Below are 24,230 nucleotides of genomic sequence, written 5' to 3'. Positions count from 1 at the left end.
TCTCAGGTACCGGGCACGACCCTTTGAAGCAGCAGGGTCAGCCCGCACCCCGCCACTGCCAGGATCGCCAGTCCCGGCGCGCCGACCGCTGCCAGCAGCGCCGCATCATATAGCGACATGCCGGCGATCAGCGTCACGACCGCCTTCGGCACGTCGCCCTTGGCGCGGCGGAACAGGCGGCGGAGCGCCACCGCCATCAGCGCCGCGAGGCTGAGGCAGATCGCCAGCGCCAACGCATTGCCCCAAGCCAGAACCAGCGCCACCAGCAGTGGAAATGCCAGCACGGCCAGGGGCCAAGCCCGGTCGAGCCTGTCATAGGCCTCCTGCTTCGCCGCATAGGTCAGGCCAACCACATAGGCAAAGAGACCGAACGCCGCGACCAGCACCAGCCAAGGCAGCGCCCCGAGCGCCAAGGCGGCGAAGACATAGCACAGGAAGCGCGTCGCCCCCATGATGACCGGGCTCGACACCGTCCGCTTGTGCAGCCAGTCATAGAGCAGCACCGTCGCCGCGAGTGCCAGAGCCGCCGCTCCTGCAGCGGGGCCGAAGCCAAAGCCGCCGACGATCCCAAGCGCCAGCAGCGCGCCTCCGACGGCAAAGACCGCCACCCGCCCGATCTCGCCCGCGGGGATGGGCCGTGTGTTGCGTTCCCTTGCATCGATCTCGGCATCGAAGGCGTCGTTCAGCCACATGCCGCCGATATAGAACAGGCTGAGGATCGCCGCCGCGGCCAGAACGGTCGCACCCGGCAGCGTCGCCCCGGCAGCCAACACCGCGGCGGCAAGCGCGTTCGTCCAGACGGTCGGCAGGTTCGAAACCCGGCCGAGCCGCAGGATGGTCGCGACGCGCGTCATGCCAGCCGCTCCGATACCCAGCGCAACTCGCGCAGCACAGCCTCCTCCATGCGCTCGCTTCGCAACCGCTCGGGCAGCACGTTCCAAGTATAGGTCTCGACCTCCAGATGCGGCGAGATCGGCTGCTGGCGATGCAGTCGCAGGATCTCATCGAGGAAATCGCGCGTGCTCTCGAAGGCCCCGAGATCCTTGAGAAAGATCGGGACGTGGAAATGCACGCGCCATTCCTCGCCATCCGCCTCGGCGCCGCGCGCCAGGGCCTCAGGCAGATCCGTCAAACGCTCAAGCGGGCCGTCGCCACGACGGCTGACCACCTGGTGCAGGTAGGTGGGCTCGGCGAAACTCGACAGGGCCTCACGCGCCTGCGGCGTTACCTCGGCCACCCGAAGCGCCGCGCTGAGCTGCAGCTTGTGCACCGGCACGCCAGCCTGCCGCAGCATCTCGAGGCTTCCGGCCGGATCCTCGAACTCCACGGCGGCGTGGCAGACGTCGTAGCACAGCCCGATATAGCGGGGCAGCGCCGCGCGTGCCGCATCGCGCCCGAGATCGGTCATTTCCGCCAGCCGCTCGGCCGCCGAGTCCGACAACAGGTGGTCGCGGAAGAAGGCTGCGGTTTCCTCGATCGTCTCGAACATGCAGGCCGGTTCCGGCTCGATCGCCAGCGCCACCCGGACACCGGTCCGCCGTTCCAGATCCACCATATGCGCCACTGCGCGCAGGTAGTTGTCCGCGACCGCGCCCTCCTGCCCCATCGACAGTGCGCGCAGACAACCCGGCACGGTGCTCAGGCTCACCATCGGCTCGATAGGCGCGATCTCGGCCATGAGATCGGCCAGCTCGCAGGTATAGGCCAGCCGCTCCTCTTCGCGCCAATCCGGACGATAAACGTCTTCCTTCACGCGGGTGCCGTGAAAGCGGCCATAGGGAAAGCCGTTCACGGTGACGGCCCGCAACCGCTCGCGCTTGAGGATGGTCTTGAGGTCTTCGCGTGCCTCGGTGGCACGCAGGTCGTGCAACGCCTGCCCGGAAAAACGTAGGCCCACCGGGAAATCCCCATTCCCCGCGATCCCGTCGCGCACCTGCAGAACGGGTCCGAGCAAGGCCGCGCGCACCTCCTCCCAGGTTTCGGTCGGATGGATGTTGAGACAGTAGGTCAGCTCCTGCTTCATGCCTGCGCCTCACGGCGCGCCAGCCAGTCGAGCGCCTGCCGCACGAGATCCGGGTCGATTTGGTGCAGTTCGATGCCGGAACCCAGCCCTTCGAGCAGCGTCACGGTCAGTTCGCCCCCCAGATGCTGGCGGAACTCGTCGAGGCCGGCCAGCAGGGCCGGCTGGCCATCCGCTCCGGGCAGAACCAACCCGGGATGAAACAAGGCAAAGCCCAACCGCTCGAGAAGCGCCGCGACCCTTTCCTCGGCACCGGCGGGCAGCAGCCCCGCCAATACCGAATAGCGGGTATCGAGGGCGATGCCGATGGCTACGGCTTCGCCGTGATTGACCGTATGCCCGCTCAGCGTTTCGAGCTTGTGCGCGGCCCAGTGACCGAAATCGAGCGGGCGGGCCGACCCCCTCTCGAACGGATCGCCGCCATGGGCGATCTGCGCCATGTGCAGCTCCGCGCAGCGCCGGACCATCCACTCCTCGGCGTCGCGCTCGAATGCCCTCAGACGATCGGCATTCGCCTCGAGCCAGGCGAAGAACCCCCCGTCGCGGATCAGCGCGACTTTCACTGCTTCGGCGATACCGGCGATACGCTCGCGCCGAGGCAGATGCTGGAGGAAGTCGAAATCATTCACGACGGCCCATGGCGGGGCGAAGGTACCTGTGAAATTCTTGTAGCCATCGAGATTGACCGCGTTCTTCACGCCCACCCCGGAGTCGTTTTGCGACAGGACCGTGGTGGGAACGCGGATCAGCCTGACGCCGCGATGGGCCACCGCCGCGCCAAGCCCGACCGCATCGAGCATCGCGCCGCCGCCGATGGCGACCACGCAGGAATGCCGATCGATGCCATGCCGATAAACAGCCCGCTGCACCGCCTCGACATGCGTACCATCGCTCTTGATCGCTTCGCCTCCCGGAACGATGACAATATCCCCGGCGAGGCTCACGCCGCTGGTACGCGCGAACCATTGCGCGATGAGGGCGGTGATCATGGGCTGCGCCGCGACGACACCGCCATCGACGAAGACGAGGCACCGATGGGTCTTGTCGGGCTCCGCATGGCCGATGGCATTGGCGAGGATGCGGTTCTCGGGGTTGAAGATGTCGCGGGCGAAGACCACCGGGTATTCGAAGGGGACCAAGAACCGTTGCCAGTGCACCTGGTCGCTCCCCTCTGCCGCCCGTTCTGTCAGGTCCCTCACCGGGGTCGCGCCGTCGAGGCGCGGCAGGACGCCATCACGCAGCCCCTGCACACAGATATCCAACGAGGCCACGACACAACCCTCCCGATCACTCACACCCGAAATACTGGCCTCATGCTGGCACCGCCCACTGCGCCGAAGCAAGAAGTTTCGCGGTCTCGTTGCGCATGTCCGAAAGGACCGGGGGGACTGCGGAAACGAAAGTCGAAGACCCGCGAACGTCGAGAATCCGACATCTCGATTTCATGGTGCAGAGCAAACGGTTGGCTGCGAATGACACTCTCCAAGCCATGGTCCGTCTATTGGCAAAAGGTTGGCGCTCTTGCTGTGGCAGGCTTCCTGATTGACCGCTGCGCTCTGCACCGCGCAGCCAAAATGTCCAATCAATTCCGCCAACTGCCATGTGATGAAACTTTCAGGACCGCCGGACGTGTATGCAGGGTCAACTTCTGGTGGCGAAACCATTCGCACCTTGTAACAGGGAGGAGAGCCCGTGGCTCATCTTGATAGTTCCTACGGATCCTTTGAAACGTTCCTACGCGGTTCCGAAGGAACTTGGGCCGTCGACCTGACGGCGCTGAACAACTCCGGCGTCTATGGCAACGCCATCGTTTCGCTCGGCCAAGCCGAGGATAAGCCCTATATCAACGTGGCGATCCTGGCCGAGAACCTGACGCCCGACATGGCCCATGCCCAGCACATCCACGGCGTGTTCGACGACGAGGGCAACCCGGCCAATTCGCGGACCCCGACGCTGCCGGACGATGCCGACGGCGACGGCTTCGTCGAAGTGCTCGAAGGGGTGCCTGCCTATGGCGATGTCCTGCTGTCGCTGACCGGGGCCGATGGCATGAGCCCGATGGCCGATTCCAAGGGCCAGCTCTCCTATATCCAGAGCTTCGACCTGACCGACATGGACAATCTGAAGAGCCCGGTCACCGGCAACCAGTATGACATGGAGGACCTGATGCCGCTGATGCTGCGCGAGATCGTGCTGCACGGGCAGAACGTCGATGGCGGCTATGGCGAAGGCACCGACGGCGAGATCAACGGCGAACAGGATGGCTATGTCGGCATCCTGCCGGTCGCAGCCGGCGAGATCATGGAGATCGATCTCAAACAGGCCCTCGATCTGCTTGCCGGGCAGCGCGCCTCGGCCAGCGGCAAATTCGGGCTGAGCGCCTCTGATGACGTCTTCAATGCCGGGGCCGGCGACGATGTCGTGAAGGGCTTCAAGGGCAACGACGTGCTCGATGGCGGGGCCGACAACGACGTTCTGCGCGGCTTTGCAGGCGATGACCGGCTGGATGGCGGTACCGGGAACGACCTTCTGGCCGGTGGCGCGGGTGCGGACGTTCTTGCCGGCGGCAAGGGTAACGACACGCTGAACGGCAAGGCCGGCGCCGATATTCTCATCGGCAACCAGCAGCGTGACACGCTAAATGGCGGCGCGGGCGACGATCGCCTTCTCGGCAACTTGGGACGCGATACGCTCGACGGTGGTGATGGCGCCGACATTCTGAACGGCGGGCGGCACAACGACGTGCTGACCGGCGGCGACGGGGCGGACATCTTCGCGTTCCGCAGCCAGAGGGATGGCGACGATATCATCACCGATTTCGAGGATGGGTCGGACCTGCTCGACTTCACCCGGACGTCTCTGGAGTTCGAGGATCTGTCCATCGAGAACCAGGGCGACGATGCCGTGATCAGCTATGGCAACTCGCAGATCACGCTTCTCGGGATCGATGCGGGCGCGATCGATCGCGACGATTTTCTGATCTGATTTCATCAATGTGCAAATACGACATGGGCCGCCCTAGGGGCGGCCCATTCTGCTATGTCTCGGCGTGTGCTGGACGCTGCCCTCTCGAGCTGGGTCAATCCGTCGTGCTAAAGTTCGACATCGGGCAGCTGCTCGAACGCCGCGCGGAGCGCCTCGCTCCAGCCTTCCGAGATGGCGTGGTATTGCGGGTCGTCCGCCTCGATCCGCAGCGTCTTGCCGGGCTGAAGGCTGTCCGTCTCGTAGATCTGAAGATCGAGCGGCAGCCCGACCGAGAGGTTCGCCTTGATGGTCGAATCGTAGCTGACCATCAGGAGCTTGACCGCCGCGGCAAAACTCATCGCAGGGTCGAAGGCACGCACCAATATCGGGCGGCCATACTTGGTTTCGCCGCTCTGGAACCAAGGCATGTCGTCGCCCGCCTCGATGAAGTTGCCCTCCGGGTAGATCAGGAACAGCCGCGGCGCGCTGCCGCGCACCTGGCCGCCAAGGATCAGGGTCGCACCGAAGGTGCCGGCATCCGCGTTCATCTGCCCGGCGCCTGCGCGCGCGATCTCCTCCTTGAGCAGGTCGCCCACCATCCGGGCCACCACGAACATGGAGGGCTGGCCGAGGATCGAGGGGCTGCGCTCGCCCGGGGATTTCAGCCGCTCCTCGATCAGGCTGACCACCGCCTGGGTGGTGGCGAGGTTGCCGGCCGTCAGCAGGGTGATCGAGGACTCCCCGTCGGACCAGCTGAACATCTTGCGGCAGCTCGAGATGTTGTCGACCCCGGCATTGGTGCGGGTGTCCGACATGAAGACCAGGCCCCGATCGAGCCTGAGGGCGACACAGTAGGTCATTGCGAGTCCGTTTCAGCCTGACGCACCTCGATCGCGACCGAGAGTTCCTCGCGGGCGGTGCCGAAGCGAAAGCCGTTTACCGGCGCAGCCTCGCTGTAGTCCAGCCCCGTCGCCACGCGCACGTAACGCGCATCCGGGGAGATCGCGTTCGAGACATCGAAACCGACCCAGCCGAGATCGGGCACATGCGCCTCGGCCCAGGCATGCGTCGCATCCTGCGAAACCTGCCCCTCCATCATCAGGTAGCCCGAGACATAGCGCGCCGGGATCCCCATGAGGCGCGCACAGGTGATGAATACATGCGCGTGATCCTGGCAGACCCCGGCCCCGGCCTCGAGCGCGTCCTCGGCGGTGGTCGCCACGTTCGAGCTTCCGGTTCGGTATTGCACCGCCTCGGCCACGGCCGAGGACAGGGTATGCAGCCGTTCCAGCGGCGCGTTGCCGGCCCGCAGTCCCGACACCAGCTTGCGGCAGCGTGCGCCGGGCCGGGTCAGAGACGTGGACCGCTTGAACAGCCAAAGCGGCATGTAGCCTGCATGCGGGCCGTGCACCCCGGCCCGGTCCTCGACTTCCAGTTCTCCCTCCGACAGCACGCTGATCTCTCGTGCACCCGGTGTGACCGAGACGAGCTCGACCTTGTTGGCGTGCTGATCCTCGAAGCTCAGCTCTGTCTGACCGCCGCTGACGGTATTGCTCCAGCGCAGCACGCGCTGCGCGCCGCCCGGTTTGGGCGTCAGCCGCAGCTGCTGCAGCGCGTAATCGACCGGCGCGTCGAAGCTGTAGGTGGTGCGGTGCGAAATGCTCAGACGCATGGGTGCGCTCCTGCGACGGCATGGGGGGTCATCGATAGAACCTGTAATCGATCTCGATCTGCTGGCTCAGACGGGCGAGGCAGTGCTGCACTTCCATCAGGAACTCGTGCAGCCCGTTTTCGAAGATCGTGTCGATCGACCGCCCGAGCAGCCTCTGGTTCAGATTCTCGGCGATCTCGTGCGACGGCAGGCGCGTGCCGTAATCCGTGGCGAGGTAACCGAGGTTTTCCTCGAGCTTGTGGGCACAGAAGGCGAGGCTGCGTGGCATGGCGCGGTCATGGATGATGAACTCCGCGATCTCGCGCGGGCGCAGTTGCTGGCCGTAGCGCATCTGGAAGGCGCCCACGCCCGAGACGCTGCGCAGGATCGTCTCCCATTGCACGTCGTCGAGCCGCGAGCCCACCGCCGTCGCGGATGGCAGCAACACGAAGTACTTCACGTCGAGGATGCGCGCGGTGCAGTCCGCGCGTTCGTTGAACATCCCCAGCCGGCAGAAATCATAGATGTCGTTGCGCAGCATCGTGCCATGTATGGCACCGCGCACGAAGGCGGCGCGCTGCCGGATCAATGCCAGCACGTCCTGCAGGTCGCGGTCATGCACCTTGCGGCGCATCGCGGCGCAAAGCGTCATCCAAGCCTCGTTCACCGCCTCCCAGACCTCGCGGGTGAGCGCGGTGCGCACGACGCGCGCATTGTCGCGCGCGGCCTTGACCACCGACAGCACCGAGGACGGGTTGTCCGGGTCACGCAGCATCCAGTCCAGCGCAAGGTCGCGCGTCACCTCGCCATGCTTGGCGACATAGCCGGCATGTGTCGCCGCCGCCTGCAGGATGCTGCCCCATTCGTCATCATCCGACGACCGGGTGAGCGCGATGCGCTGGCCCACCTCGATCATCCGGGCCGTGTTCTCCGAACGCTCCAGATGCCGGGACATCCAGTAGAGCCCGCCTGCGGTCTTGCCCAGCGTCGTCATTGCTCGAGCACCCAGGTGTCCTTGGTGCCGCCGCCCTGGCTCGAATTGACCACCAGCGACCCCTTCTTGAGCGCCACGCGGGTCAGCCCGCCCGGCGTGATCGACACGCCTTCGGGCGAAACCAGCACGAAGGGACGCAGGTCGACATGGCGCGGCGCGAGGCCAGCGCGGGTAAAGATCGGCACGGTCGAGAGCGACAGCGTCGGTTGCGCGATGTAATTGCCGGGTCGCGCCTTGAGCTTGTCGCGGAACGCCGAAAGCTCCTTCTTGGAGGCGGTCGGGCCGATCAGCATGCCGTAGCCGCCGGACCCGTGCACCTCCTTGACCACCAGCTCGGACAGGTTGTCGAGCACGTAGGACAGCGCCTCGGGCTCGGCACAGCGCCAGGTCGGCACGTTCTTCAGAAGCGCCTTCTCGCCGGTATAGAACTCGACGATTTCCGGCATGTAGGAATAGATCGCCTTGTCGTCCGCGATGCCGGTGCCGGGGGCGTTGGCCAAGGTGATCCGGCCGGCGCGATAGACATCCATAATGCCCGGCACGCCGAGCGCGCTGTCCGGATTGAAGTTGAGCGGATCGATCCAGTCGTCATCGACACGCCGGTAGAGCACGTCGATCGGCTGGTAGCCTTGGGTGGTCCGCATGGCCACCCGGCCGTCGACGACACGCAGGTCCTGCCCCTCGACCAGCTCGACCCCCATCTTGTCGGCGAGGAAACTGTGCTCGTAATAGGCCGAGTTGAAGCTGCCCGGCGTCATCACCCCCACCACCGGCCGGCCACTGCTCGAACTCGGCGCGCAGGCGCAGAGCGAGCGGTGCAGCATCGCCGGGTAGGATGAGACCGGCCGCACCCGGGTCTTCATAAACAATTCGGGGAACATGTGCAGCATGGTCTCGCGGTTCTCGAGCATGTAGCTCACCCCCGAGGGCGTGCGGGCATTGTCCTCGAGCACGTAGAACTCGTCCTCGCCGGTGCGCACCAGATCGGTGCCAACGATATGGGTGTAGACGCCGCCGGGCGGGTCGACCCCGATCATCTGCGGCAGGAAGGCGGCGTTGCGCTCGATCGCCTCGATCGGCACCCGCCCGGCGCGGATGATCTCCTGCCGGTGATAGATGTCGTGCAAGAAGGCGTTGATCGCGCGCACCCGCTGCTCGATGCCCCGCGACAGCCGGTCCCATTCGCGCCCCGCGATGACCCGAGGAACGATATCGAAGGGGATCAGCCTCTCGGCCGCGTCGCGGGCACCATAGACGTTGAAGGTGATACCGGTGAGGCGGAACAGATCCTCCGCGTCTCGCGCCTTGCGGCGCAAACGCCCGGCATCCTCCTGCTGCAACCACTCGTTAATCGATACGTACGGATCCCGGAGCACGGTTTCGTGCCCCCACATCTCGTCAAAACTGCTGCTCTTGCTCATGGGACGAGAGTAGCCCGACTTCGGTGGCCCAAGTGGAGCGGAAAGAGCGAAACGAGGCACTCGACCAGAGCGACCACGAAAAATCGCCCGGAGATTGAGCAATCTGCGTCGTCTTGGGACGCTCCTGCTCGATCTTCAGGCATTTCGACTTCCAGTTCCGCGGTGATTTCGAGCTTTCCGGTTTCTGCTGATGGCCGGTTCGCCTGCATAAAGCCTCGGTTCACGGAGCCGGAGGCCGGACCGAGTAGCGTACAGGGGGTGCGCCGCCGGGCTGAGGAAATGGGCCAAAGGCGGTTGCGTGGTTCGAGTATGTCGAGATCGCGATACAGGAGGCGGCCAACCGCGAGCCCGCGACCTACGCCCGCAACATTTTGATACCACCTCTCCTACCGACTGCTGGCCGATCCGGAGGCAAAGGCGCGCCTAGAGTAGAGGAGCGCCAGCGGCGATGCGACTTGGCGATCCTAGCCCGACCGGGCCTTGCCGGTTTCGGCCAGCCCCGCGAACCGACCCCGATCGACTAGCCCAACTCGACCCAGCCGCCACCCTCTCGAACATAGGTAGTGTCGTCGAACTCCAACCGCTCCATGCCGATCAGCACATCGCGATCCTTGTCGATGGTCACGATCACTTGCTTGCCGAACTTCACGCCGTAATCGCCGAAGTCACCATCGAACGTGACCGTGTCGCGACCCCTGCCGCCGACCAGCTTGTCGCTGCCGAGATCGAAGATGAAGGTGTCGCTTCCTCCCCCGCCCAGCACCTTGTCATTGCCGGCGCCACCGTCGAGCATGTCCTTGCCGCCACCGCCCACGAGCTTGTCATTGGCCGCGCCGCCCGACATCTTGTCGCTGCCTTTTCCACCTAGCAGCTTGTCCCGGCCGGCACCGCCGTCGAGCTTGTCGCCGCCGGCGCCGCCCATGAGCTTGTCTCGGCCATCATCGCCGACGAGAACGTTCTTGCGGCCATCGCCGGCGAGAACGTCATTATGCATGCTGCCATAAACGTTCTCGATCTTCAGCAGCCGGTCGCCCTCGGCATCCCCGCCGGACCCGCTGCGCTTGGCCAGGTTCACCGTCACGCCCGCATCCGAGGCATGGTAGTCGGCCCAGTCCTTGCCGCCTCGACCATTGAGAACATCGGCACCATCGCCACCAATGAGAAGGTTGCCACCTTTGCTGCCGAGGAGCTTGTCGTCCCCCTCGGAGCCGATCACGCCTTCCATGCTCTTGAACTTGTCGCCGCGAGCTTCGCCCCCCTTACCCACGCCCTTCTGCAGGTTGATCGTGACGCCCTTGATGGAGTCGCTGTAATCGAGTGTGTCGAATCCCTTGCCGCCCAAGAGCATGTCGGCACCCTTGCCGCCGGCAAGGATGTCGGCGCCGTTCCGGCCGGCAAGCGTATCCTTGCCCCCGAGACCGAGGATCAAACCATTGGTCTTTGAATCCTTGAGCGTCTCGCCGGCATTGCTGCCTTCCACCACTTTGGCCACGGCCGATAGCCGGCCTTCGGCCACGTCCTGCACCGCGATCTGGAAATCCTGAGTCAGGCTTCGACCGTTCGAACCCGTCCCGGTGATGGCAAGGTCGATGCTGTGGGCCTCCTCGAAATCGAGGCTAGCCTTGGCCTTCAGTTTCAGCAGGCCGTCCACGACCTGAAAACGACCGTCCGAGACGGAGAACTCATACGCGTCGTCGTCTTCCAACCCTACGAGAGAAAGCTGGCCAACCACGGCGCCGGTCGCGTTTTCGGCCACCTCATTGGAAGACAGGGCGATATCCGTAGGCTCATCGAGGATTTCGCTGATCTGGATCGCGTTGATCTTGGGGTTCTGGTTGTTGTGGATGAAGGCGAGGTTCAGCTGGTCGTCGACGGCGGTGTAGATCAGCTCGCGCGTCAGCACCGTGCCGAGGAAGGGCTGTTTCTGCGCGTTCGTGGCCGTGCTCGGCGGCAGGGCCTGCCCCATCGCCGCCGCGGCCTCGACCAGCGGGTTGAGATCGGCGAACTCGGCGAAGGCCGTGCCATCCACCGTCACGTCGAAGATCCGGTCGCTGCTCGGGAGATTGAACGCGCCGGGCCAGTTCTCGGTGTAGAGCAGCGTGATCTTGTAGGTCGCACCCACGGCCACGTCGAAATTGTAGGTCAGCGGCTCCTGACCTTCCGCCGGTCCCTTGCTCTTGTCGAAGCGTTCGTGAACGAAGAGCTGCCAAGGCGCGTAACCCGCTACATCGGAGTCGATGTAATCGACTTCGTCCGCCGCGTCGGTAATCTTGGCTGAATACACGTCGTCCGCATCGCCGGTCACGGAAACCGGCCCGCTGGCGTCCTCGAGCGCCAGATCGCCGAGCCAGGCCGGGCCGCCATCGATCGCGGCGACGTCGGTGCTCCCGGCATTGAGCCGATAGAGGATGGTCTCGGCAAGTTCCGGACCCTTGGCCTCGATTTTCAGTTCGTTGAAATCGACGGTTGTGAGTGTGTCCGCGGCGACGTCCTCGGCGATGAGGCCGATGGCGGCGCCGGAGGTCTGGCCGGCGATCTGGTGGGCGCCGGTGAGCACGTCGCGCAGCACGCCTTGCGGCAGGACGAAGCCGTTCAGCGGCAGGGCGACGAAATCGGCGGCGCCGTCGAGCCGGTAGGCGGCGCCCACGGCGAAGCCGGCATCGATGGCGATCTCGAGCCGCAGCTCGACCCCGGTGACGGCCGGGTCGGCGAGGCCGGGCACGTCGACGCGGGTGATCCGCTGGTAGACGTCGCCGGTCTCGACCCCGACCTCGAGATAGGGCGTGCCGCCCACCGCCCCCATGACGATCCGCAGGAAGTTGGACTGGGTGCCGTCGCCGAACATCAGCCCCGAGACCTGGCCCTCGACGATGCCGCCCTGCTGGCTGGGGATCCAGTTGGCCATGTCGAGCGTGGCGAGGATGCGCCCGACATCGGGGTCGGGGCGGATCCCGGTATGCACCGCGTCGCGGGCGCTGTTGGCGCTGCCCACCGCCGTGCCGGGCTGCGCGTTCTTGATCTGGAAGGTCGGGGCGTTGCCGCCCGGGATGATGTTGCCGCCATTGTCGTACAGCCCGTCCTGCTGCTGGTCGGCGGGGAAGTTCTCGGCCGCGGTGCGCGCGTCCTGGTTCGGCGTCACCCCGTCGAGCGCCGCGCCGAGAAAGCCGGTATCGGACAGGGTGCCGGGGAAGTTCGTGTTCTGCTGGGTGAAGTCGAGCACGATCTTCTGGCCCACCTCGAGCGCGTAGCCGTTCTCGGCCGAGAACTCGAACGGGTCGATCAGCTCGTTCAGCCCGTCGAGATCGGCATCGGTGTCGTCGGTGACGTCCTGGCCGGCGAGCGGCACGGCGCCGTTGGCGGGCTGGAAGATCTCGATGAACGGGCCGTTCTGCTTGTAGGTGGCGACCCAGATCGAGCCGCGGAAGGCGTTGCCGAGCCCCATCGCGCCGAACTCGTCGCCGATCGAGGCCAGCCCCAGCGGCCCGCCGCCGGCCTGCAGCACGGTGCGGTCGGCCGCCAGCGTCTCGCCCGAACCGCCGGTGGTGGTCTGCACCACCCCGTTCGCGTCGCGCCCGATGACGATCAGCGAGCCCTGGTTCAGCGAGGCCGCGATCAGCGCCCCGGACATGTCGACGCCGCCGCCATCGAGCACGGTCGAGGTGTATTCGGTCAGCCCGTTGATCGAGCCCTTGCCGGAATCGAGGGCGCCGTCGGTGAAGCCGCCCTCGAGATAGTTGCCCTCGGCCGGGTTGGCGGCGGCGATGACCTCGCCGATATCGGCGGGCAGGCCGGCCTGGCCCAGCAGCGTGCCGCCCTGCGGCGCCGCGCCGCCGGCCACCACGACCTGGCCCGAGCCGTCGGCGAAGCCGTAGATGTCGTAGAGCACGCCCGGGGTGACGGCGAGCACCTTCCGGGTCAGCTCCTGGTTGTCGGCCCCGTAGACGCCCGTGGTCGGGTAGGCCGCGTTGTCGGCCTCGACCGCCTGCAGCCAGGCGATGACCTCGTCGTAGTCGCTGCCGCCGCCATTGCCGGCGCTGTCGACGTTCGACACCAGCAGGAAGGCGTTGCCGACCCCGGCCTCGGGGGTGAACAGCAGCCCCGCGCGCGAGCCCTCGGCCCGGGTCGGGTTGGGGTGACCGCCATAGACATAGGTCAGCCCGTCGAGCGTGTAGGTCTGCGCCCCGCCCTGCCCCGCCGCCAGCACCCGCCCGGCCAGGTCGTCGGAGCGGGTCACCTCGTGCATCTGGTCGTAGTTCTTCGGGTCCCAGGCGACGAGGCTCATCGGGTCCTTGGTGCTGCCGTCGCCATTGTTGAGGTTGAGCGCGATGTAGCCCAGGGCCTGCGCGAAATCGCTGCTGGCGCCGTTGTCGCCGGCCTCGCCGATCGGCCGGCCGCCCCACAGGTTGTTGGCGCCGTTGTCGTAGGTGTAGACGCGCCCGTCCTCGGTGACCTCGACGTCATAGGCGTTGCGGTAGCCCGGCGAGTAGATGCCGATCGGCCCGGCGGGGTCGATCTTGCCGCCGTTGAAGCCGTCATTGCCGCCGAAGGGGTCGTTGCCGTCATCGGCGCCCAGCAGCGCCGGGTCGTCGAGCGTCGGCACGTCGTAGACGTATTTGCGGCCGCCATCGGTGAGCACCGGCATCGAGGCCAGCATCGTCAGGTCGACCTCGAGGATCGCCGCCGAATAGGCGGTCTCCTGCTGGCCCGCGAAGTGGTTCGAGGGCGCGCCGTTGTTGGCGTTGCCGCCATTGGCGACGATCAGCCGCTCGGAGACCAGCTTGCCGTCGGCGTCGAGCACCTGGATCACCTCGAGCCCGTTGAGCGCGTGGTTCTCCTCCGAGCGCGCCAGGCCGCGCACGAGGTCGACCGCGTCCCAGCTGTTCGGCCCGGTCTGGGTCAGCTTGGTGATGACGCCGGAATTGGTGTCGAGATTGGCGTCGGCGCCACCGCCGCCGGCGCCGATCCGGCTGTCGGAGGAGGTGACGTAGACGGTGACCGCGGGCTTGCCGCCGATCATCACCGGATCGCCGTTCGCGTCGAATTGCGGCGTCACGTCGATCCCCGTCACCTGCCGCTTCGTCGCCGCGTTCGCGCTGCCGTCGTCGTTGTGGTTGGGGATCGACTTGACGTGGTTCAGCGTCACCTGATCGGTCACGTGGAACCGCGCGGTGGTGTCGCCGTCGGTCGGATCGGGGTCCCCGAAGGCGATCGTCAGGACGTGCACATCCCCGTCCACCTCGGTGACGTAAAGCCGCCCATCCGCCCCCCACACCAGCGCGGTGGGCTGGGAAAGACCCCCGAAACCGTTGAAATCAAGCGAGCTGGCAGAAAAATTGTTGGAAACAGCCACGACCATTACCCTTCGAAACACTCGTTAAAACCATCGAAAACGCTGTGCTTGCATTCCCATGGCAATTTCGCCTCATCGGAGGTGCTTCTGACCCAAAATCAGCAGCGGCCGCCGAATGCGTGGCGGCCCTCCCGAGTCCTTCCCCAAATCTGACCCGGCAGGCATCTCCGGATCAACTACTCCCTTGTGGCCTTGCTCCGATCGTCGGCCACGATCCGCCACACGACAAACACTTTCTCACCTCGAACGGATGTTGCTGATACAATTATTCGTGTACGCAGCCATTGTTCCGTGACTATTAGGAATTCACCCGACGGGGCCATCGACAGCCTGATTCGTTTCCGGACCTGACTTGGGGGCGAAAGATTTAATGTCTGATGCCAAAGCATCTTGTTACGAATTGGGGCCGTTTCCGGTTGAAGAAATACGGCTAGATACGAGGGGAAGTAGGCAGAGCGGCACGAGGATTTCGAATCTCGCTTTACTTGCTCGGATCCTAGGAAGTGCAGAGGGCACGCAGGCCGGGCGCATCGGTCATCCCGATCCCGTCAAAGACCCTCGCGGCGGATCTGCCGTCCATTCTGTCGGGGAAAACTTCAGCGGGCGCCGCGATGCTTGCGGTTAAACGCCAATGTGGCTGCTCGCCCGTTCAGAGGGCGTGTTCTTCTCAGACAAGTGGAGCTTCGGAATCCAAGGCAGCAATGGCGGGCCCTCGCTGATGTCTGAGTTCCGGCCGAGTTGCTGGATATCAGCTTGAGTGTATGCTTTTCTCGATCGGCAGGAGCATGGCACCCCCCCGAGCCGATAAGCAGGGGCCGGATCGATTTAGTACCAACGCGGGGGCACGGTTGGCATCGCTCACGATACCATTGGCGAAGAGATCGGCGCTACCGCGGCGCATCAATGCTGCGCGACATGAGCGGCGCAGCTTCCGACCACACCCGCTCATAACAATTAGAGAAGAGCGCGAGCCAACCTAAAGGCCGCAAAGAGGCGTCCCGCTTCCTACTCGTGCAACGGGCATTGCTCGCGCCGATACGGTCTTCCATGTCCAACGGCTTCCGAAGCCGACGATCTGGCGCACCGAGGAACCGGGCATGTTCCTTGAACCGAGAGTCCGCAGGCACCTATCAGGCGACGTCCGGCTTCATACGCAGTTCCCTGTCCTGCGCAGTTCGGAATGTCTGCACGCTGATGACGAGCCCTGCGGAAGTACCTTTCACCTCACCGTCAGATTGACCGAGAGCCACCATTCCCGCAACGACGCCTCCAGCGCCGTGACGTGATGTCCATGGGCTTCCAGATCGGCGATGTCCCGGTTCAGCTTGCGCTTGATCACGGCATAGCGGGCCAGAAGTTCCTTCTGGGTGAGTGCGTTGCCATGGGTCCAGTCCGCGCGAGCCTTTAGCCTGTGTTCGGCATCCTCGATCTTGTGACCGACCTCATCCAGTCTCTCGATAAGCGAATGTTGTGTCGTCATGACGACCTCCGAGCTGTCGTCCCGACCGAATGTCGGGACCACCCGGCCGAAACGGGGCGTCGCTCTGGCTGCGAAGAGGCGGCGATCCGGCATCGCGCTGTCGCCGGCTCCGGTGCTGCACGTCATCCCTGCATGCGCGTCCGGGTTCGTATTTATATGCCCTTACGGCAGGCCTGTCCATCGCGGGACATGGCATACGGAGGGCTGATCAACACCCCTTGGCAACCGTCCCTTGGAGATGTCGCTGCAAGCGCCTTCCCGCTCCCCTTTCGCCGATCAGACAAAGGCCGCTACCCCTGCTCCGCATGACGCAGGAAATGGCAGTTCCGAGCATCGCCCCTCTGGCACTGTTACCGGGATATGTAACGGATACCGCGCGAGGCGACACGGCTATCCGCAACCCTGAACGGCAAAATGCCGAGCCTCCATTGACCAAACGGAAAGATGCTCCAACTCGCGACGGGTGGCGAGCCCCGCTGGCGCGGCCGGATCACCGAGCCACGATACCGCGCGCTGACCTGAATGCCCGGGTTCATTCGTCACCAGGGGTCGTTGCCAGTGCAACCTTTTCCGATGAAACCTCCGGCACATCGGGCCGGACATAGCGGAGCCCGCCATGCGACACGGACTGCTGCTCGATCACTGCGTCGAACCCGACGGCACGATCAACGCCAAGATCATGGCACGCGCACTGGGAATCGACGTGGCGGAATTGCTGCGTGCCGCGCCGGATCAGGCACGACTACAGGAGACCTACAGCGTCATCAGCATCGTTCGTCCTTGGACGAAATCAGCTGCCGACACTTGGACGTGGTATCATGGGAAACGCCTGGAACGCTTCGGTGGCCAGACGCCCGCAGTCTTGGTCAGTGCAGGGCGGACAGCGGAGTTGAAGGACTTCCTCGAAGCGGGCGAAGCGCTTGCCCCGCCTTGGCCGCCGACGCCTGACGTCCTTCACATGCCGACCGATGTGAGGACGGCCGCCAACATTTGAAACCTTCGATGGGAGCCTTGCATGGCGCGAACGGCGTCCGCGCCCTCTCTCCGCCTCGATAGTTTCAAACCCGCTGCGAGGCTTTTCACGACCTGTAGGCGCAGGCTGAAGCTCGGGTCCGGCGCGGGCCGTACGCTGCGGCGCCGACGCGCCTGACAGGGCTTGGTCCCTATTCCGACCCGACGGACCATTTGGAAAGGGCTGGCTGAAGAAGCCGCCCGGCATCTGCATGCCGGGCGGCCCCGTCTCTTACTGGCCCGGAGGCAGGGGCTCGGGCACGGCATTCGGAATCGGATCGATCTGCTGCAGATAGCCGTAGATCGCGCTCAGATCCTCGTCGGTCATGTTGCGGTAGGCCGGCCAGGGCATCGGCGGCAGGATCGGCCGCCCCTGCCCCATATGCCGCCCGTTGCGGATGGTGTCGATGAACTGGCCTTCGCTCATGTCGCGCAGCACCCCGGTTTCCGGATCGGGGGTCAGGTTTGCCGTGAAGCTGACCCCCCATGGTCCGACATAGGCGGTGTTCGTCGGGTTCCCGGCCCAGACCCATTCCTCGGACAGATCGGGCGGCGGGCCGATCTGAAGATCGGCGGGATGCCCGGACAGGGCCCGGCTCATGTCGGGTTCGGGACCGTTCGGCCCCATCCCCCAGGGGGTGTGGCAGTCGTGACAGCCCGAGGTGTTCACGAGATACTCGCCGCGGGCCACCGGATCGGTTTCCTGGGCCAGCAGGCCGGTGCTGGAGAGCGCCACGACGAGAATGAAGCTGAGGCCGAGAAACAGCGTTGCGACGGCTCTGAGAAACATCATCTGTTGTCTCCTTCGGTTTGCGGCGCGGGGTCCCCCGCGCGGGGTTGGTTGGCGATCCATCGCGCGAGGAGCGCGATCGCCTCCTCGTCGACGAGAGCGGTGCCGAGCGGGGGCATCTGCAGCAGCCGATCGCGCGAACCGGCCCGGTGCAGCAAAGCGCTGGCCGCCGGGTCGCCCGGGGCGATGCGCAGGTCGATGCCATCGGGCAGCCCGGCCGGCGGATCCTTCAGGGCCACGCCGAAGCTGGTGGCGCGCGCCGCGGCGGTCCCGTCATTCAGGCCATGGGCCAGATCGAAGCCGAGATCGGCGAGCGCGCCGTGATCATTGTGGCAATGCCCGCAATTCGCATGCAGGTAGCCCAGCGCCGCGCGCTCCATCGGATCGGCCGCGGGAATGCGCGGCGCGGGCCCCGCCGGGGCGTTCGCGATCAACCCGCGCTCTAGCAGCACCGCGAGATCCACGGCGTCGAGCGGCAGCGGCTCGGCATGCGGCGCGCCGGGATCGCGGTCCGGTGAGAGCTGCAAGGCGGAGAAACCCAGAACCGGGGCCGGACCGCTGCCGTGGCAGACTTTACAATCCGTGCGGCCCGGAATGGCATGGGTGCGCCCGTCCGCCAACGGCCAGGCATCGGCGCGGCCGCGTTCCGGCGCCAGCGGCGCCTGCTGCCCGTCGGCGCTCCATTCATAGGTCGCGAAGATCCAGCGCCCCTCGCCGAGATGCTCCATGTAGCGGGTCTCGACCGGGTGGCCGTCGAAGGCGAACTCCTTCCAGAACCGCGTACCCGCCGGAAAGGCCCAGCGGTCGGGATCGGACGCGTCGATCCGCGTGCCCGGCGGCAGCGACATCCAGCGCCGTTTTGCCGCGCCATCGGTCCAGAGCGGATATTGCGGCGCGAAGATGTGATGCTGCGGATCGACGGTCCGGGCTGCGGGGTCGGTGTAGAGGCCCGTGGCAAAGAGATCTGCCGGGGCGGTTTCCCCCAGCGACGGCTGAACCGGTTCCGCGAGGGCGGCGAGCAGGGCCGAAAGGGTCAGCGCCACGCCCAGCGTCGCGCCGGTACGGCGGGATCGTGCAATGATCGGGACGGACATCGGTGCGAGCCTCCATCAGGCCACCGCACCGGATGCGGGCGGCCCTGGCTCGGGGATACGCCGAAACCCGCGCTCGCTCATCGGAAGTCATTGCTCGCGAATTCTGAAAATTTTCTTAACGGCGGCGAGGCTCGGTCAGAGTTCTTCCAAGGTCAGGTCGCCCGCGACGTCGAAGCGGAATCTGCCGCGCCCCGCGCGATGGATCTGGATGCCGCCGCCGCGCTCCGCGAGGCGACGTTGCAGCAGCAGGCGCGATTCCAGATTGTCGAAATGCGCCGGCAACCGCAGCGTCGCGTCGAGCCGCAACTCGCGATTGCAGAACTCGGTCCGTCCGGTCGCGGCATGTTCGGTCGCCAGCTTCCAGAAGATCGCCCCTGCCACGCCCTTGATGAGATAGGCATCGTCGATGAAGACCGTGTCGTCGAAACGGTAATGGCGCAGTCGCAGAGGCGTCGCGCCGCTCGCCGTCTCGATCGACTGCGGCGCGGCAGGCTCGCGCCCGTCCTGGCGCCCGAGCAAAAGCCGCATCCCGAGGCTTTGCGCCACCAGCTGCAACGCATCCTCGTCGTCATAGCCGAACCTGTTGCGCTGCGGCGACTCGGCAAACAGCACGCCCACCGTCTCGCCCATGGGGCGCAGCGGCAGCGCGATCTGGCTCAGGGGCGCTTCGAGACCCGGATAGGGAACGCCCGTGACCGGGCCGGAGGGACTGTCGATGCCGGCGGCCGAACGCACCGCCTCGCCATAGCTGTAGTCGGCGGCGAGATGACCGATGCGGATGGGCACGCCCTCGGCCGCCGCGACTCCGATCACCCCTTGCCCGAGACCGACATCGAAGCCGATCCCGGTGCTTGGATAGCCATGCGAGGCGACGGTGAAGAGCCGTCCGGTCTCGGGGTCGAGCATCAGCACCATCGAGTGGCCGATCCCCATCTGCCGCTCCAGCGCCGCGAGAAACCGGTCGAGTAGCGGCCCGACCTCTTCGGGCGTCGTCAACTCCGCCGCCACGCGCCGCGCCGCGCTGAGGGGATTGCAGGGACGCAGCACCTCGAGCCGCCGCGACGGCAGGGGTTCGATCGCGCGGACCTCATAGACGTCCGAACCGAGCAGCCGGAACACCGATTCCATATGGGTGTGCGAGGCGATGCCGGCGAGCTTGGCGCGCATCGCCTCGAACAGCGGGCCGCCGGTCTGGGTCTCTTCGAAGTCGAGCTCCAGCCGGTACTGCGCGTTGCTGTCGGGGTCCACCACGATCACCGAGGCGACGCGGGTCGCAAGCACGTTGCGGCGGGTCTTGTTGAAGAACTGGTAGGACAGCGCGACATGACCGGGATCGACGTAATGGACCTGCGAGATTTCGGAGACGTTCGGCACGCCCTCGCCGTCCGAAGTCGCGAGAAAGGCGGGCACCACGCCTTCGAGACAGTTCCTTATCTGGTCGAGCGTGGTCACCGCACGCTCTCCTGCAGCCTCTCTCCCGCCCTGGGTCCAGGGGTCTGCGTGAAGGCGGCGCGCGGGATGAACTCCACCGCCACCGCTTCGGCGGGATCGAAGCGGCAATAGGCCGTGGCGAAGGCCTCGCCATACTCGGCATCGATGAGCTGATCGCGAAAGGCGCGAAGTTGCCGCTTGGCAATTCGCAGATCCTCCGCCTGCGCCGCCAGCAGCACCGCGCCTTCGCCCTTGATCTGGATCGAACGGTGCGTCGGCACCTCGGAAACGGTCAGGGCGATCCGGCTGTTGCGCATCAGCCCGAGCAGCAGCTCGGAATTGAGCGGCCGCGACAAAAGGACCCTGACCTTGTTCGGCCCGAACTCGGCACAGCCCAGCGCCACACCCGCAAGCGGGCGCCCTGACAGGCCGATGACGCCGATGATGATGCTGGCGCCATGTCGGCAGAATGCCTCGACCAGCGCCTGCGCCTCCGGCAACAGACCGGGTTCGGTCTCGGCTGGATCAGCGGGGGCTTGGGCGCTCGGCATGGCGCGACTCTGGGCGGGTTGGCGAAGGGCAGGATGCTGCCACAGATCTTACCGAAATCTTAACCGCCTTACGAGAACGCATTTGACCATAAGGTCATGCTCGTCAGGGGTACGCCTGCCGATATGGGCGCGGTCGAGTTCATGTTTTCAACTACTGCGGCCCTGCCTTCGCGACGTGATCGGTGATTGTGTGAAGCCTGCCGCCGCTTGCCGCGAGGGCTGCGAGAATGGCGAAGAATACTGCCTTGTCCGATCATCTTCGGCCCGGGGTATCGACGAGCCGCCTCGCGCAAACTCGTCGATACCATGGCCAAGTGCAATTTAGGCCACCAGCAGGTCGTGACGATTGGCGGCCCTGGGATCGCGGCCCTTGGGGGCTCCCGCTGCAAACCTGACCTCGAGCCTTACTCCCTAGAGAGTGCGCCGCGTTCTGTCCGCCATAACCGGCTCACCTTCTCGAAGCAGTACAGTAGTCATCCCGTCCTCCGATACCGTCACCCGCTCATGATAGCAGCGGGCGCCGAAGCCGTAGATACCCCCGGAACCGCCAAATTGGGGCAAAAGACGCGGCAAATCTGGGTCAAATAGCCCAAAAAAGCAGTCTCGATAGCCGGACGTCTTAATTGTTGGATGCCCGGACTTGCAAATATGCTTGTACTGCCTGCTGCGCCCAAGGAGCGGCAGGGAAGGGAGTACGCCGCGATGCAAAAACACCACTCGCTGCATGAATCTCCTCAATATGTCCGAGTGTTGTCGATCTTCATTCTCGCCAGTTTCGCGGCGATCTTCGCGACGACCATCGTGCTCAGCACCTACATGGCCAGCTACATGAAGCGCCAGATGATGCAGCGCGACGCGGTGGTCTCGATGGAATTCCTGAACTCCATTGTCCATGTCGAGGGGGCCGAGCGCTTCTTCTTCGAACGCGAACTCCGCCCTGCCGCGGGAGAGATGGGGGAGGTCTTCGAACATATCCTGCAACTTCCCGAGATGGCCCGTGCGAACATCTATTCGCTATCCGGCGAAGTCATCTGGTCCAGCGATCCCGCCCTCATCGGGCGGACCTTCGACGACAACGAGGAATTGAGCGGGGCGCTGCGTGGAGAACTTCACCCCGCGATCGCGTCATTGGATTTCGAGCACAAGATCGAACATGCCGGCCTGCCCGACGATGTCGAGGAATTCGTGGAGATCTACGTTCCGATCTGGTCGAGCGACGGCAATGCCGTCATCGGAGCGATCGAGGTCTACAAAACCCCGACGACCCTGCTCGCTGTGCTGCAGGACATCGTGCGCCTGGCCCAAGTCGGCGCGCTCTTGGCCGGAGCGGTGCTGTTCGCGGCCCTGATCTCGGTCGTGATCTACACGATGCGCATCCTGCACTGGCAGGAGAAGCGTCTGGTCGAGGCGGAACGTCTGGCGGTGATTGGCGAGATGGCCTCGGCCGTCGCCCATGGTCTGCGCAACCCGCTGGCGGCGATCCGCTCCTGCGCCGAACTGGTCGCAGAAGAGAAGATCGAAGAAAACACACGCCAGACCGTGCTGGACATCGTGGATCAGGTGGACCGGCTCGAGGTCTGGATCCGTTCCTTCCTGAACGGTACGCGCGCCGAACCGCAGGACGCCGCCGACACGGCCCATGTCGACGTGATCATCAAGCGCTGCATCGAGAGCTTTCGGCCGCAACTGCAGCGGCACAATATCGAAGTCGTCTTGGGCCGTTGCGATGGCCACCCGATCGCGGCGGCGGGATCAGGCGAAATGGAGCAGGTCGTCAACACCATCCTCGCCAATGCGATCGAAGCCATGAAGAATGGCGGCCGCCTGCACATCAACTGGTCGAACGCGCCGGGGCGCCGCGTCGCGATCGAAATATCGGACACCGGGCCAGGCCTGGATGAGGATCAGCTGCAAAGCCTGTTTGTGCCGTTCAAGACATCGAAGCCGTCGGGCCTGGGCGTCGGGCTGGCACTCGGGCGGCGTATCGCCGAGCGTTTCGGCGGAACTCTCGATCTGCGAAACGGCATCCAGAAGGGCGTCGTGGTCACGCTGACATTTCCGGCGAGGGCATAGCGATGGGCGAGGTCCTGGTCATCGAAGACGAAATGGTCTTGGCCCGCTCGATCGTCAGCTATCTCGAGCGGCGTGGATTTTCGGCCGATTACGCCGTCGACGCCGCATCGGCAAAGGTGCAGTGCGAGCGCGAGGCGCCACGGCTCGTGATCCTGGACTACAAGTTGAACGAAGATGACGGGCTGGTCCTGCTCGACTGGTTCAAGGCGAACTGCCCCGAGGCGCAGGTGATCATGATGACGGGCCATGGCGACGTGGATATCGCGGTCCGGGCGATGAAGGCCGGAGCGAGGGACTTCCTCGTCAAGCCGGCCCCGCTGTCTGCCGTGGCTTCGATCGCGCAGGGGCTCATGCTGGACGAGAAGATGGGGGGCCTCGACTGTTTCGGCGCCGACCGGATCATCGGTCGCTCCTCCGCCGCCAACGCCCTGCGCCGCGCCGTGACGCGGCTCGGCCGCGGATCCGGCCCCGGACCGCGCCCCGGAGTGCTGGTGGTCGGCCCGCCCGGATCGGGCAAGTTCCTGATCGCGCAGGCCCTGCACGAGACCGCTACCGGCAGCAGCGAGAGAATGACGGTGCTCGACTGCGCGTTGGAAAGCGATGAGATACACCGGTGCCTCGCCGATATCACAGGGCCATGCACCCTGGTGCTGCGCGGCGTCTCCCATTTGGGAATGGATGCGCAGTCGATGCTGCTGCGCCTGCTCAATCGCCTGGATCCGCAACCTTCGCTGATCGCCACGACGGAGACCTACCTCACGCCGAGCACGGGGGCCGGAGGGATCCTGCCGCAGCTACTCTACAGCATCCAGGTGGGTTGGATCGACGTACCCTCGCTGTCCGATCGCGCGGCCGACGTCCTGCTCATCGCCGAGCATGTCGCGAACCGGGTGGCCCGGGCGGCGGGCCAGCCCCGCCCGAAATTCACCCCTGCTGCACGCGTGAAGCTCTTGGAACACGAGTGGACAGGCAACGTGGCCGAGCTGGTGAACTGCATCGAGCGGGCGATGCTGGAACAGACCGACGGGGTGATCGAAGGCTCTCATATCCGCCTCATCGACCAGTCCGCAGACGACAGGCTCAGCGTGCCGACCCTGAAGGAGCTCGAACTGAGCGCGATCCGTCAAGCGCTTCATTGTAGCAAAGGCAACGTCTCGCAGGCCGCCAACATGCTCGGTATCAGCCGCGATACGCTGCGCTATCGCATGCGGAAGTTCGATCTGGAGGCCCATTGAGGCCAACGCTGCCCTGCTGGGTCTTTCGGGCCCGGAACAAATGGGCTCTACCGGCCCCTTCGGCCTTCCGTCCAATCCCGGCTGCTTTACCAAGACCACGAAGGTCCACAACTGGAGCCCGGATTCCACAGGGCGGAGTCCGCGGCCTCTGCACATGACCTTCCG

At 65.3% G+C, this 24,230-nt stretch carries 17 protein-coding genes; 4 read left to right on the top strand and 13 right to left on the bottom strand.

The annotated features are described in order from the left end of the window. Positions 1 to 2 precede the first annotated feature (2 nt). From ACRAQ3_RS03380 to ACRAQ3_RS03370, 3 genes are read right to left on the bottom strand one after another with little or no spacing between them, the layout of a single operon-like run. Complete coding sequence (locus tag ACRAQ3_RS03380; protein WP_432255678.1) at positions 3 to 854, bottom strand: UbiA family prenyltransferase; 852 nt, start codon at positions 852 to 854, stop codon at positions 3 to 5. Then, positions 851 to 2,023: a metabolite traffic protein EboE gene (gene eboE, locus ACRAQ3_RS03375; protein ID WP_432255677.1), complete on the bottom strand. Its 1,173-nt coding sequence runs from the start codon at positions 2,021 to 2,023 to the stop codon at positions 851 to 853. Before eboE ends, ACRAQ3_RS03380 begins: the two co-directional genes overlap by 4 nt. Further along, positions 2,020 to 3,291, bottom strand: a complete 1,272-nt coding sequence (locus ACRAQ3_RS03370) for a 3-dehydroquinate synthase (protein ID WP_432255676.1) — start codon at positions 3,289 to 3,291, stop codon at positions 2,020 to 2,022. Before ACRAQ3_RS03370 ends, eboE begins: the two co-directional genes overlap by 4 nt. Positions 3,292 to 3,712: 421 nt before the next feature. On the opposite strand from ACRAQ3_RS03370, the gene ACRAQ3_RS03365 reads away from it, so the two are divergent. After that, positions 3,713 to 5,005, top strand: a complete 1,293-nt coding sequence (locus ACRAQ3_RS03365; protein ID WP_432255675.1) for a calcium-binding protein — start codon at positions 3,713 to 3,715, stop codon at positions 5,003 to 5,005. A 107-nt stretch (positions 5,006 to 5,112) separates the two neighbouring features. On the opposite strand, the gene ACRAQ3_RS03360 is transcribed toward ACRAQ3_RS03365, so the two are convergent. The 6 genes from ACRAQ3_RS03360 to ACRAQ3_RS03335 form a co-directional block, all read right to left on the bottom strand. Beyond that, a complete protein-coding gene (locus ACRAQ3_RS03360) occupies positions 5,113 to 5,844 on the bottom strand; it encodes a peptidase (protein ID WP_269396394.1) in 732 nt (243 codons plus the stop codon). Then, positions 5,841 to 6,656: a transglutaminase family protein gene (locus ACRAQ3_RS03355; protein WP_432255674.1), complete on the bottom strand. Its 816-nt coding sequence runs from the start codon at positions 6,654 to 6,656 to the stop codon at positions 5,841 to 5,843. The genes ACRAQ3_RS03360 and ACRAQ3_RS03355 overlap by 4 nt, the downstream gene beginning before the upstream one ends. Positions 6,657 to 6,684: 28 nt before the next feature. Further along, positions 6,685 to 7,629 (bottom strand): alpha-E domain-containing protein, encoded by a 945-nt coding sequence (locus ACRAQ3_RS03350; protein WP_432255673.1) that lies wholly within the window; start codon positions 7,627 to 7,629, stop codon positions 6,685 to 6,687. Beyond that, positions 7,626 to 9,050 carry a circularly permuted type 2 ATP-grasp protein gene (locus ACRAQ3_RS03345; RefSeq protein ID WP_432255672.1) on the bottom strand — a complete coding sequence of 475 codons (1,425 nt, stop codon included), beginning with the start codon at positions 9,048 to 9,050 and terminating at the stop codon, positions 7,626 to 7,628. Before ACRAQ3_RS03345 ends, ACRAQ3_RS03350 begins: the two co-directional genes overlap by 4 nt. Positions 9,051 to 9,570: 520 nt before the next feature. Continuing rightward, on the bottom strand, positions 9,571 to 14,400 hold the full coding sequence (locus ACRAQ3_RS03340) for a hypothetical protein (protein ID WP_432255671.1): 4,830 nt from the start codon (positions 14,398 to 14,400) through the stop codon (positions 9,571 to 9,573). Between the two features lie 1,219 nt (positions 14,401 to 15,619). After that, a complete protein-coding gene (locus tag ACRAQ3_RS03335) occupies positions 15,620 to 15,880 on the bottom strand; it encodes a 3-ketoacyl-ACP reductase (RefSeq protein WP_133056334.1) in 261 nt (86 codons plus the stop codon). Positions 15,881 to 16,496: 616 nt separating this feature from the next. On the opposite strand from ACRAQ3_RS03335, the gene ACRAQ3_RS03330 reads away from it, so the two are divergent. Beyond that, positions 16,497 to 16,874 (top strand): hypothetical protein, encoded by a 378-nt coding sequence (locus ACRAQ3_RS03330; protein ID WP_432255670.1) that lies wholly within the window; start codon positions 16,497 to 16,499, stop codon positions 16,872 to 16,874. A gap of 249 nt (positions 16,875 to 17,123) precedes the next feature. Here ACRAQ3_RS03330 and ACRAQ3_RS03325 read toward each other — a convergent pair whose 3' ends face one another. From ACRAQ3_RS03325 to ACRAQ3_RS03310, 4 genes are all read right to left on the bottom strand, one after another. After that, the gene (locus ACRAQ3_RS03325) at positions 17,124 to 17,684 is read right to left on the bottom strand and encodes a c-type cytochrome (protein ID WP_269398713.1); all 561 of its coding nucleotides are present in this window, start codon (positions 17,682 to 17,684) and stop codon (positions 17,124 to 17,126) included. After that, complete coding sequence (locus ACRAQ3_RS03320) at positions 17,681 to 18,775, bottom strand: hypothetical protein (RefSeq protein ID WP_432255669.1); 1,095 nt, start codon at positions 18,773 to 18,775, stop codon at positions 17,681 to 17,683. The genes ACRAQ3_RS03325 and ACRAQ3_RS03320 overlap by 4 nt, the downstream gene beginning before the upstream one ends. Positions 18,776 to 18,910: 135 nt before the next feature. Then, positions 18,911 to 20,227, bottom strand: coding sequence for a GAF domain-containing protein (locus tag ACRAQ3_RS03315; protein WP_432255668.1), 1,317 nt, complete (start codon positions 20,225 to 20,227; stop codon positions 18,911 to 18,913). Beyond that, on the bottom strand, positions 20,224 to 20,757 hold the full coding sequence (locus tag ACRAQ3_RS03310) for a hypothetical protein (protein ID WP_432255667.1): 534 nt from the start codon (positions 20,755 to 20,757) through the stop codon (positions 20,224 to 20,226). The genes ACRAQ3_RS03315 and ACRAQ3_RS03310 overlap by 4 nt, the downstream gene beginning before the upstream one ends. 630 nt (positions 20,758 to 21,387) lie before the next feature. On the opposite strand from ACRAQ3_RS03310, the gene ACRAQ3_RS03305 reads away from it, so the two are divergent. Both ACRAQ3_RS03305 and ACRAQ3_RS03300 read left to right on the top strand, forming a co-directional pair. Further along, the gene (locus ACRAQ3_RS03305) at positions 21,388 to 22,830 is read left to right on the top strand and encodes a sensor histidine kinase (protein WP_432255666.1); all 1,443 of its coding nucleotides are present in this window, start codon (positions 21,388 to 21,390) and stop codon (positions 22,828 to 22,830) included. A 2-nt stretch (positions 22,831 to 22,832) separates the two neighbouring features. Continuing rightward, positions 22,833 to 24,065 carry a sigma-54-dependent transcriptional regulator gene (locus ACRAQ3_RS03300; RefSeq protein WP_432255665.1) on the top strand — a complete coding sequence of 411 codons (1,233 nt, stop codon included), beginning with the start codon at positions 22,833 to 22,835 and terminating at the stop codon, positions 24,063 to 24,065. Positions 24,066 to 24,230: the final 165 nt, after the last annotated feature.

Source organism: Limimaricola sp. AA108-03 (assembly GCF_050847355.1).
GTDB lineage: Bacteria > Pseudomonadota > Alphaproteobacteria > Rhodobacterales > Rhodobacteraceae > Limimaricola.
This window is presented reverse-complemented; position numbering and strand designations above follow the sequence as displayed.